General features: G+C 66.2%; 5 protein-coding genes. All 5 read right to left on the reverse strand.

The window, feature by feature from the left end:
- Nucleotides 1-76: 76 nt before the first annotated feature.
- Complete coding sequence (locus JH15_RS09585) at nt 77-832, reverse strand: phosphatase PAP2 family protein (RefSeq protein ID WP_052384023.1); 756 nt, start codon at nt 830-832, stop codon at nt 77-79.
- Between the two features lie 73 nt (nt 833-905).
- On the reverse strand, nt 906-3026 hold the full coding sequence (gene recD, locus JH15_RS09590; RefSeq protein ID WP_231566430.1) for an exodeoxyribonuclease V subunit alpha: 2121 nt from the start codon (nt 3024-3026) through the stop codon (nt 906-908).
- A gap of 197 nt (nt 3027-3223) precedes the next feature.
- The gene (gene recB, locus JH15_RS09595) at nt 3224-7201 is read right to left on the reverse strand and encodes an exodeoxyribonuclease V subunit beta (protein WP_043529716.1); all 3978 of its coding nucleotides are present in this window, start codon (nt 7199-7201) and stop codon (nt 3224-3226) included.
- Nucleotides 7198-10827, reverse strand: a complete 3630-nt coding sequence (gene recC / locus JH15_RS09600; protein ID WP_043529718.1) for an exodeoxyribonuclease V subunit gamma — start codon at nt 10825-10827, stop codon at nt 7198-7200. The genes recB and recC overlap by 4 nt, the downstream gene beginning before the upstream one ends.
- Before the next feature lie 88 nt (nt 10828-10915).
- Nucleotides 10916-11845: a siderophore-interacting protein gene (locus JH15_RS09605; RefSeq protein WP_043529720.1), complete on the reverse strand. Its 930-nt coding sequence runs from the start codon at nt 11843-11845 to the stop codon at nt 10916-10918.
- Nucleotides 11846-11968: the final 123 nt, after the last annotated feature.

Below are 11968 nucleotides of genomic sequence, written 5' to 3' on the forward strand. Positions count from 1 at the left end.
CTCCCAGATGGCCGCAGCATCGACTCGATCATTCTTGTTGCTCTTCACATCAGGTTTAATGCCATTAAGCGCAAACCTACTCGGTCCCCGACCAGCTCTCTTCCGTTTCCACCTGCCCGCGCCGCTGCATCCAGCGCATGACGAGCCAGCACAAAGATGCCCAGGCTGCCCCGGCTGTCCACCCGGCAAGTACATCCGTCGGCCAGTGAACGCCAAGGTAGACGCGGCTTGCCCCGACCAGCAGGGTGAGTAGTACGGCGATAATGAGAAGGTACGCCTTCAGCCGCAGCGAGGGCTGCACGCGGGTGAGCAGGGCGGCCAGGGTGAGGTAGGTCACGGCCGACATCATCGAGTGGCCGCTGGGAAAACTCGCGGTGTAGACCATGGCTTCATGAGGCACGAGATCGGGCCGGGCGCGGTCGTAGCCCATCTTCATTACGGTGCTGAGCAGGATGCCGCCGGGCACCGCGATCGCGGTAAAGAGGGCCGCGCGATAGCGGCGGGCGAGCAACAGGTAGCCGAGGGCGCCCAGCGTGATAAGGACCAGCACGCCGACACCGCCGAGCGCGGTGAAGTCCCGCCCCATTTCCTCGACCCAGACCGGCCCGAGCGGGTCGCTGAGATCGGCCGGGTTGCGCAGCGAAAGCAGCAGGCTCTCATCGACGCTCTGTGTCTCTCCTTCGGTGACTTCATCGGCCAGCGCGACGAACCCCCACACCCCGCCGGACAGTACCGAGACGCAGAGCAGTATCGCTAGTTCGTAGCGGCCGAACCGAGCCAGCAGGCTAAGGCTTTGACGCCCCACATGGCCGATTTTTCCATGGTGCTTCATACGCAGCTCCCTTGCTTTTCCCTTGCTTTGAACCGTACACAACGTCGTCCAGACGGGCTCTAGTGTGACCAACTTATTGCAACGTGCCCAGCCCGCTCACCCTGACGACGTCCCTCGCCACCGCGTCGTCCAGCATGCCACGGCCCGTCTCTACCAGCGTGAGCCAGTGCTTGGCGCGGGTGATGCCGGTATAGACCAGTTCCCGCGTGAGGATGGGGTTGGGGGCATCGGGTAGCAGCAGGGCGGTATGCGTGAATTCCGAACCCTGGGATTTGTGAACCGTCATGGCGAAGACGGTTTCCACTGCCTGCAGGCGGCTGGGCAATACCCACTTGATGTTGCCGCTGCCGTCACTGGCAGGGAAGGCCACCCGCAGCAACGTGCGGTCGGGCTGTGCGGTGTGGCGGGCATCGGGCACGGCGAGGGTAATGCCGATATCGCCGTTCATCAGCCCCAGGCCGTAGTCGTTGCGGGTCACCAGTACCGGGCGGCCTTCGAACCAGCCCTGGTCGAGTTCCAGGTCGCTGGCCTGGAGCAGCCCGGCGAGGCGCAGGGCGCGGCCGATGCGTGGGTTCAGGCCTTCGATACCCCACGGGCCCTTGCGAAGGGCACACAGCAATTGGAATTGGCCGTGGGCATTAAGCACGTCACGGGCCCAGTCGTCGAACGGCTTGCGTGCGTCGCCTTCTCCGAACGTGGCCTGCTCGGGGCGCTGTGTTCGCATCACGTGAAGATAGTTGGCGTAGCCCACCGGCGGAGCAATGGGCTCGCCGCGGCCGTCCTGGCGGCGTTCGCCGTTATGGGTGAAGCCACCCGGGTGGCCGCTCACCGCCAGCCGGTCCAGCGCCGGGCCGTCGGCGTCCGCCAGGGCGAGGCGGGCGATATCGGCGTAGTTCTGCTGGAAGACCTCGCGCACGGCGCGTTTCTTGTCTTTGGAGCCGTGGCCGGGGCCGAGCGGGCGGTTGACCGCTTCGGCAAGCTGGCCGATGCCGCTGGCCGCATCGAAGCGGTGGCTCACCCGCAGCATGGCGATGGCCTGGTCGAGCGGCTGGCCGTCTGCGTCCTGGTAGTCGTCAGGGATCGGCGTGCCGGTCACGGCTTCAAGCCATTGGCAGGTTGCCGGGGTGTAGTGGCCGCCTTCGGCGCGCTGGCACAGGTCGCCGAGCACGGCGCCGGCCTCGACCGAGGCGAGCTGGTCCTTGTCGCCGAGTAGTACCAGGCGGGCGCGGGGCGGCAGGGCGGTGAGCACGGCGGCCATCATCTCGATATCCACCATCGAGGCTTCGTCGATCACCAGCACGTCGAGCGGTAGCGGGTTGCCGGCGTGGTGGCGGAAGTGGCGGGTATCGGGGCGGGAGCCCAATAATCTATGAAGTGTGGTGACTTCAGTGGGTATATCGAGCGCTACTGCGCGCTCGGCGACGTTGAATTTATCCAATAACTCATCCAACGGCAGGCGGCTGACCTGCCCGGCAATTGATTCGTTGAGACGTGCGGCGGCCTTGCCGGTGGGGGCGGCCAGGCGGATGCGCAGCGGGCGCGCGTTATCGGCCAGTTGCAGCGATTGCAGCAGGGCGAGCAGCTTGACCACCGTGGTGGTCTTGCCGGTGCCGGGGCCGCCGGTGATCACCGCGAAGCGCGAGCGGGCGGCAAGGGCGCAGGCGATCTTTTGCCAGTCGAGTTGTGAATCGGCGCGGGCGGGAAAGAGCGCGTCCAGGGCGGTGGAAAGGGTTCGCGTGTTCTGCGGGTCGCTTGCCGTGTGCCCGCCGCCATCGCGCAGAAAATCTGCGCTCCCACAAGGACCATTCAGGTCGAGGCGGGTGCCGATCAGCCCGCGAATGTCCTGCTCATACTGCCAGTAGCGGCGCAGGTAGAGCCGCACGTTGCCGTCCTGTTCGCTGCGAACCAGCGGTGTATTGCCGGGGTTGGGGGCGTTGCCGTCGGCGATCAGCCCGGGGTGCTCGAGCGCAGCGCGCCAGATGCTGAGTTCCAGCCCCTCCAATACCTCGCTGGGTAGCGGCGGCGGGTCGCTCAGGTCGTCGCCCTCTGGCGGTAATGATAGCGCCAGGTTGGGGGCGGCGAGGGTCTGGGCGAGGTCCAGGCACACATGGCCGCGACCGAGCTGGTGGCTGGCCAGTGCCGCAGCCAGCAGCAACAAGGGTGAGGCCTCGGCCACTTCACGATGCAGGAACATCACCAGCGCACGGTCCAGCGCGCGTAGCCAGGCGCGTTCTACCCAGCGGTCGAGCAGGGCGACAAGGGCGTCGACGCTGTCCAGCGCCTCGCGCGCGTTCTCGTTCGCCGGCGTGTCCGTGTGTTGGGCGGCTTGCGAGGTGTCGTCGTCGAGCAGATCGCCGAACAGGTGGGGCGTGGCGTCATGGGTGCGCTCGATCATGCCGGCGTCTCCGTGTGGCTCGGTGCGTTGGCCGCGGCGGGCTGCCCCTGGAACAGCGCGTCCATGGCTTCGATCAGTTCGCGTGGCGGGCGTTCGGCATGCACGCCCCGGCTGTCGGCATTGGCGCCCCGCAGGAAGACCGTCAGCGAGCCGCCGATGTGGCGTTCGTAATCGTAATCCGGCAGGCGCGCCTTGAGCAGGCGATGCAGCGCCAGCAGGTAGAGCGCGTATTGCAGGTCGTAGCGTTTCTCGGCCACGGCCAGACGCATGGCCTCGGGGCTGTAGGCGCTGTCGTCCGGCCCCAGGTGATTGGATTTCCAGTCGGCCACGTAATAGCGCCCCTCGAACTCGAACACCAGGTCGATGAAGCCCTTGAGCATGCCGTTGAGCGTATCGGCATCGAGCTCGGGGCGAGGCGTGGTCGTACCCGCGCTCGGCAGTGTGTAAGCACTTACGAGGGCATCCAGGCGGCGGGTATCGACGTGGTGCGCCGCGAACCAGAATTCCATCTCGACCTGGTAGGTGGCGAGCGATTCCAGGCTGAACGCCGTGCCGGCTTGGGGCAGTGGCAGCGGGGCGCCGAGCAGGGCGCCGAACCACTCATGCAGCGTGGGCAGCCACTGCTGCCAGCCACGCACCTGGCAGCGCCGCGCCAGGGTGTCTTCGCGCAGGGCGGGGTCGCTGGCCACCCGGGCGAAGCCTTGTTCGCCAGCCCACTCGAGAATCCCATGTAAAAACGTGCCAGGTCCGGGGCCTCTCGGGAACCGATGCAGGTTGGCGATCTGCACGGTAGTGCCGCTATCGTGGGGTTCCTCGATCACCTCTAGGGCAGTGGCTTCCAGTGCGGTGGCCGGTTCGGGCACTGGGGTGGCGCTTTCCGCGCTACGCTCAGGCACCTCCGGTAAGTCAGCACTTACTGGGGCGGGCTGGGTGGCAGGCATAGTGGCTCCGTCGGCGGAGGTGCGCAGTGCCGAGTAGCTGGCGATCCACCAGTGTTCGCGGGCGGAACGTGCCGGTATCAGTGCATCGCCCAGGGGCGCATCGTTGGCATCCAGCGAGATGACGCGCTGCTCGATGGGGGGCGCGAGGACAATCTCGATGGCGGCGCTTCCCGCTTTGAGCTGCTGGAGCTCGCTTTCGAACGACGCAGGATCGATGGGCTCGCCATTGTTGAGCATCTGGCCGATGGCGCTGCCTTCCAGCCCCTTGAGCGGAGCCATGCCCAGCCAGGTGGCGTGGCGGGCGCGGGTCAGCGCCACGTAGAGCTTGCGCAGGTCTTCGCCCAGGCGTTCGCGATCGACGATGGCTAGGGTCTGCTCGTCGGCTTCCAGGCTGATGCGCAGCCGGCCTTCGGCGTCGTGCCAGCGAAGCGGCGAGTCTTCTTTCTTGGCCGGGCGATGGCCGCAGATGAACGGCAGGAACACCAGCGGATACTCCAAGCCCTTGGACTTGTGGATGGTGATGACCTGCACCAGGTCGGCATCGCTTTCCAGGCGCAGCTTGTGGGTATCGCCCTGGCCGTCGGGTTGGGCGATGGATTCGGCAAGAAAGCGGATCAGCGCATGTTCGCCGTCAAGCTCCTGGCTGGCCTGTTGTAGTAGCTCGCCCAAGTGCAGCAAATCGGTGAGGAAGCGCTCACCCTCGCTGGCGGGCCCGCTCGAGAGCAGCTGCCGGGCGATGGCGAAATCGTTGATCAGGCGACGCACCAACGGCAGCACGCCTTGGCGCTGCCACAGGCGGTGATAGTCGCGGAACTGCATGACGCGCTGCTCCCAGGCCAGCTCGTCCTCGTTGAGGTCGTTCAGCGTGGGGATATCCAGCCCCAGGGCCGGCATGGCCAGGGCGGTATGCAGCTTGCGGGTATCGTCGGGCTCGGCGCAGGCGTGCAGCCAGGCTTCAAGCTGCGGCGCTATGGGTGAATCGAACACCTTGTCCTTGTCGGAAAGATAGACGCTCTTCACGCCCCGGCGTGCCAGCGCCTGGCGGATCGCCCGTGCCTCGCCCAGGCCGTTGACCAGCACCGCCATGTCGGAGGGTTTCAGCGCTTTGAACGTATCGTTCTCGACCTGTGTTTGGAACCCGGCACGGCCGTGTTGGCCCTGTTCCAGCAGCTCGGCCATGTAGGAGGCGCAGCGTTCGGCCAAGTCGGCGTGATAGGCGGTCTTGGCCAGCGGTTCGTCACAGGCAAGGTGCCACAGCGTCATCGCGGGCAGCGGCTGGCCGTTGACGGTGAGCGCATCCTTGCGGCCCTTGGCGCCGACGCTCACGAACGGGACGGGATTCTCCCCCTCCGCCGATTTGAACAGAAACGCGCCGGGCGGGTGCGCTTCGGCGTGCTCGAAGCAGCGGTTGACCGCCTCGACCATGGCCTGGGTGGAGCGAAAGTTGGTGCCCAGGGTGACGTGACGGCCCTGGGTATCGCGGCGTGCCCGCAGGTAGGTGTAGATGTCGGCACCGCGGAAGGCGTAGATCGCCTGTTTGGGATCGCCGATCAGGAAAATGCCGCACTCGCGGCGATTCTCGCGGATGCGGTAGACGCAATCGAAAATGCGGTACTGCACCGGGTCGGTGTCCTGGAACTCGTCGACCAGGGCGACCGGGAACTGGCGGCGGATCTGGGTGCCCAGCGCTTCGCAGTTGGGGCCGGACAGGGCGCGGTCGAGGTGCGTCAGCAGTTCGTTGGGGCCCATCTCGGCGCGGCGTTCCTGCTCGCGGTCGAGCCGTTCGCGGCACCAGTGCACGGCATGGGTGAGCAGGTCGGTATACGGGTCGGGCAGGGCGTGCAATTCGTCCTGCAGCGATTCCAGGGCGGCCAGCGCCGGGTGGTTCGGCGGCTCGCCCTTGACCCAGATGTCCGCCATGCCCTGGGGCGTCAGGCGTTTCCAGGCGGCCTCGGTAAGGCCGGGCCAGGTGTCGTCTCCCTGGCACCAGTCGCGCAGCGCACCCAGCCAGTTGGCGCGGCTTCGGGCATTGAAACTCTGTCCCTTGAAGGCCTTCTGTTGGGCGGCTTCTTCGAACAGGGTTTCGCACTCGTCGAGCCATTGCGGCCAGGGCGCCTTGAGCTCGGCCAGGCGCTGGGCGGTCTCGCGTTGGGCGTTGGCAACCGTCTCGGCCGGGGGCGGGGCGCCTTTATCGAGCGCCTGGCATTCGGGCATCAGCCCGCGCACGGCCTGGTGCAACGCTTCGGGGGTCTTCCAGTGGCGCACCACGGTGGCCAGCTCATCGGCATTCAGCGGATAGTAGAAGCTGCGCCAGTAGTCGCGTACCACCTCAAGCTCCAGCTCGCTCTGGTCGGTCTCCAGGTTCAGGGAAAACAGGCTGCCACTGTCGAAGGCGTGCTCGCGCAGCATGCGGTAGCACCAGCTGTGGATGGTCGAGACGGCGGCCTCGTCCATCCACTCGGCGGCGAGCTGCAGGCGCCGGGCGCAGGCGGGCCAGGTGGCGGGATCGTACTCGTCGCGTAGGGAGAGAAGGAGCGGATCTGTCTTGAGCAGCTCTACTCTTGCTACATTGTCTGTTCCGGCGTCAGGCACCGGGGCTTCTTGACTAGCCGCATCGGCAGCTTCGTCAGTAGAACTCCGCGGAGGCGCTGTGAACCCTTCCCTGGGCGCTACATTCGACATCCATGTCGAATGACCTCCGCTCTGTTCTGCTCCCGAAGCTTCGGCAATGTGTTGCGTGGCTTCTGGCGACTGAAGAAAGACCCCCGCCGCTTCTACCAGCCGTGCACGTATACGCTCGCGCAGCTCCTGGGTCGCGGCATTGGTGAACGTCACCACCAGGATTTCCGGCGGGGTGAGCGGGCGTTCAAAGGCGGCGTCATCGCCCTCCGAGCGTGCGCCCAGCACCAGGCGCACGTAGAGCAGGGCGATAGTGAAGGTCTTGCCGGTGCCTGCACTGGCCTCGATCAGGCGGCTGCCGTGCAAGGGGAAGTCGAGCGGATTCAGGGCAACTGGCTGCGCGACGTCGTTCATTTCTTGCCTCCGGCTTTCGTGTCGCTCTCTTTCCTGCCGCCTTTGACGGCCCGATGCACCGGGGCGAGTAGCCGTTCGGTCAGCTGGGCGAAGCTGTCCGGTGACTCGCGCTTGGCTTCGACAAGGGTCCGGAAGCTCGGCCATTGGTGAACGAGATAGGGGTTACGACCGGCCTCGCCGGCATTGAAGGCGTCGCCATTGTAGGCGGCAGCTGCGGCGCGCCAGGCATCGCTTTCGTCAGTGCTCCCGGGCGTGCCGGCCTTGCCCAACCAGGCAAAGGCGGTTTCAGTGGCCAGGGGCAGCGGGGCGCGCATACCGTTCTGCCAGGCGGCAATGAGTTCCTGTAGATGGCGAGTCGCCGCGTCGGGGTCAAGCGGAGGCAGCGTCACATGGCCGGCCTTGGAGAGCAGCCGGGTGGTCAGCGGTTGACCATTCACATGCCCGGCAAGATGCGCCACCCACGGGCGCAGCAGGTGGTGCCAGTGATACTTGTTCTTCTTGATCAGGCTGCTGCTGGACAGCACCAGGCGGCAGCGGCGGCCTTCGTCATCCTGTCGCAAATCTTCCAGCCAGTCCTCCAGTGGCGGGGCGCCAGGGATGGTGAGCTGCACCGCGTCGGGCGCCTCCAGGGCATGGGGCCATTCCTCCAGCGCGTCTTCATAGGCCTCGAACAGCTCGCCCATCGGTTCGATGAGCTGTTCGCGCATGCGATACCCGAAGGCGCCCATGGCCAGTACCCCCTCGCCCTGGAGACGGTCCAGTGCCTCGAGCATGGCGGATTCGCGGGGCCTGCCGCTATCCACGGCGCGGCGCTGCACCTGAATCAACCGGTCCTGCAATTGCCAGTTGCCTAGGCCATCCAGGGCGAAGGGCTCGTGGTCGAGGCTGGTGAGGTCTTCCTGTTCGAGGAAGACGTTCAGGCGCGTGGTGAAGAAGGCCCTGGCCGGATCGCGCAGGAAATTGCCCAGTTGGATCAGCGTCAGAGGCGCGTCCTGGTTGTACGTCTCCAGTTCGCCAGAGGGTGCTTCCGCGGGCTGACTATCATGCACGTCTCGCCACTCATGGGCGTAGGTGAACAGCCGCCGGGACGAGACACCGCGCTCAGCCAATGCCTCCCGGGTGGGGAAGTAGCGGCGGCTGAACGGTTGCAACGGATGCTCGGTGGTCAGGGCATCGAGCAAGGGGCTCCCATCGGTGGTGTGCCAGCCGGCCTGGAGATGGTCGCGTAGCTGCCCGACCAGCACCGAAGGCGGTTTTTCGGCGTTATCGACGATGCTGCGGCCGATCCAGCTCACGTAGAGCTGATCGCGGGCCGAGAGCAGGGCTTCGAGGAACAGATAGCGGTCGTCTTCACGGCGCGAGCGGTCGCCGGGCCGGTAGTCGCCATTCATCAGGTCAAAATCTATCGGCGGGTGGCTGCGCGGGTAGTCGCCATCGTTCATCCCCAGCAGGCAGACCCGCTTGAAGGGAATCGCGCGCATCGGCATCAGCGTGGCGAAGTTGACCGCACCGGCCATGAAACGCTGCGAGAGGCTGTGCTCGTCGATCTGAGACAGCCAGTGTTCGCGCACCACCGAGAGCGGCAACTCGCGGGTCAGGCCGGCCTCTTCGGCGCTCTCCTGCCAGGTCTGCAGGGTCTGTTCGAGCTGGGTCAGCATCAGGCTGTCCTGGGGCGCCTCGGCGCTGAAACAGGCCTCGAGCAGCTCACGTAGTCGCTGGGCCCAGCCGTTTACATTGGTGGGTTCGCGTAGCGTATGCCATTGGTCTTCCAGGGTTTCCAGCAGCAGGGCCAGGGGGCCGGCAAGCTGGGCGTCGAGCCCGCCGATGTCGTCGAAGGGTTCGATACCTTGCCAAGGGCCGGTGGCGGCGTCGCCCACGGTGTAACCCAGAAGCAGCCGGCGCAGGCCGAAGGCCCAGGTGTTTTGCTCCATGCCGTCGGGCAGGTCGAGGCTGGAACGCTGCCGGCCATGCAGGCCCCAGCGAATCCCGGCGCCCTCGATCCAGCGGCGCAGGGTGGGCACGTCCGCTTCGTCGAGCCCGAAACGCGCGCGCAGGGCGGGCACATCGAGCAGGTCGAGCAGTTCTCTCACCGAAAGTCGCAGCTCGGGCAGGCGCAGCAGCTTTTCCAAGGCGATCAGCAGCGGCAGGCGATGGCGGTCGCCCTGGTCGGATAAGGTAAAAGGGATGAAGCGCGGGTCATCGTCCCGGCGCTGGTCGCGGGCATATTGCCCGAACACGGCCTGGATGTGCGGTGCGTAGTGGTCGATGTCCGGCACCATGACGATGATATCGCGCGGGCGCAGATTGGGGTCGGCACTGAACGCGGCGAGCAGTTGGTCGTGAAGGATTTCGACCTCGCGCTGGGGGCTGTGCGCCACGTGAAAGACGATGGAATCGTCCTGGGCAGGCGCCACGGCGGGCCACTGCTCGCGGGTCTCATGCACGGGCCGCAGTTCGCGGATGTCGTCCTGCAGTTGGTTCAGCAGGCGCGTCTGGCCCTGGCTGCTGACGAACGGCTCGAACAGGTCGATACGCAGCGAGTCGGCGGCAAACAGGCGCTCGTACTGCTGGGCATCGTCGTGCTCGTCGAGCAGGCGCAGGTAGTCGCGGCCCTGCTTCCCCCAGGCGGCGAGCAGCGGCTGGGCGTGCAGGTGCAGGCCAGCATCGCCGTCGCCATCGCCGAGCACATCGAGCCGGGCGGGCATGCCACCCTTGCGGCGCTGGCGGTAGCGATCGGCGCGTAGCAGGTCCTTGTGCTCGATGATGTCCGCCCAGTAGTGTTGGCAAGGGTTATGCACGCACAGCACCACCTGGCAGCAGCGGGCCACCACGGCCAGTGCCTCGAGTGCCTGCTGGGGTAACGACGAGATGCCGAAGACCATCACCCGGCGCGGCAGCCCGGTCGGGCGGTTGTCGCAGTCCAGGTGGCGTGCAGCCTCCATGAACCGACGGTGCACCATGGCCCGGCTGGAGTCGATGCCGTCGTCCCCTACGTCCTCGATCAATGCCCGCCAAAGGGCCGGCTGCCAGCGCTGGGCCTCGTCGATCGGGCGGGACTCGCCACGCGCAGAGATTAGTACGTCCTCGCCGCGCCCCCAGGCTTCCAGCCAATCGGCCCGGTAGACCTGGTACTGGTCGAACAGATCGGCCAGCCGTTCGGCCAGTTGGTAGTGCTTGCGCAGGTCATCATCATCGGCCAGGAACTGGCGCAGCGGTGAGAAGGTCTCGCGATCCAGCAATTCGGGAAGCAGGCGCAGCAGCCGCCACAGCAGACGGGCCTTGTCGAAGGGCGAGGTCGCCGGCACCGCGTTGGCGTCCTGCTCGACGTGGGTGAGCACCGCACGGTAGGCTTGCCACAGGAAGCGCGCCGGCAAGGTAATATCCAGCGCCGCGGCAATCCCAGAGCCGCCGCTGCCGTCATCGCTCTCGTCGGCGGCCAGGGCGAGTTTCATCCATTGCCCGATGCCGTTGCTCTGCACCAGGATCACTTCGTTTTCGAGCGGGGCCAACGGATGCCGCTTCATCCACTCTACCGCGACGCCGCGCAGGTCCTCCAGGCGATTGCCATGAATGACCATGAAGCCCGGTGTGAGGGCATTCTCCTGGGGGGCGGCGAGCGACGGCATGCAAAGTCCTTGGCGGGGAAACGACTGCCGCTATGGTGCCGCAAATGCAGGCACCGTTAAACGCGTTTTGTCGGGCCGGGCGCGTCGCTCAACCCAGCACCTTGCCCTCACACCAATAGCCCATGCTGGTAACGTAACGCTTGGGGAGACCGCACTCGTTGACCAGATAGCGGCGGATGCCCAGCGCGACCTTGGTCTCGGCGGCAACCCAGGCATAGAAAGGGGCGCTGTCGTCGACCGTGGCGGCTTCCCAGAAGGCTTGATCGGTGGCTGGCTCGTCTATCGTTTCGCTGCTTTCGGCCTTGCCGCCCAGGGCGACGATCTCGTAGCGCAGGTCGATGTCGCGCACCGCACGCAGCAAGTGCTCGCCATGCGCGCAGCCGGGCGTGGCGTCACGCGGGAGCCAATGTACCTGGGCTGAACTGGGCAGGGCTTGCACGTCGCCACGCAACGGCATTTCGATCAGGGCGTCGACGCGGGCCGGGCCGGCACGTTCGGCAAGCTGTTCGATAATCCCCGCCGCCGCCGGCAGGGCGGTCTCGTCGGCGACCAGCAGGATCCGGCGAACGTCCCGCGGTGGCTTCCACTCGAAACCGACCTGGGCGCTTTCCGGCCCGGCGATGGGGGCCGTCATGGCCAGGCGGTCGCCCGGTTGGGCCCGCATCGCCCAGCGTGAGGCCGGCCCCGTATCGCCATGCAGCACGAATTCGACATCCACTTCTGCGCTCTCGGGGCGCAGGGCGCGGATGGTGTAGGTGCGCATCGCGGGGCGCTTGGCTTCCGGCAGGGCGCGGAAGGCGGCGTACCATTCATCCTGATGCTGGTGCACGACGTCGAACAAGGCATCCAGGCTGCCGGGGGCCTCGCCAAAGAACAGCTTGATACGCTGGTCGGGGGCGTGGGTCGCCATCTGGTTGACCTCGGGGCCGGTGAAGGTGAAGCGAACCAGTGACGGGCTGACCTGTGTGCGTCGGGTAAGGGTGACATCGAAAAGGCGATAACTGTGTCGTGCGGCCATGGAGGACTCCCGATGAGATTTCCGCAAGCTACCACTTTCGATAATAGTTCTCAATTGTGTTGGTGCGAAGACTGGCGTGGGCGATCGGTCTCGGCTGGGGTACGATGGACGTGACGATGCGGA

Source organism: Litchfieldella xinjiangensis (genome assembly GCF_000759345.1).
Taxonomy (GTDB): Bacteria; Pseudomonadota; Gammaproteobacteria; order Pseudomonadales; family Halomonadaceae; genus Litchfieldella_A; species Litchfieldella_A xinjiangensis.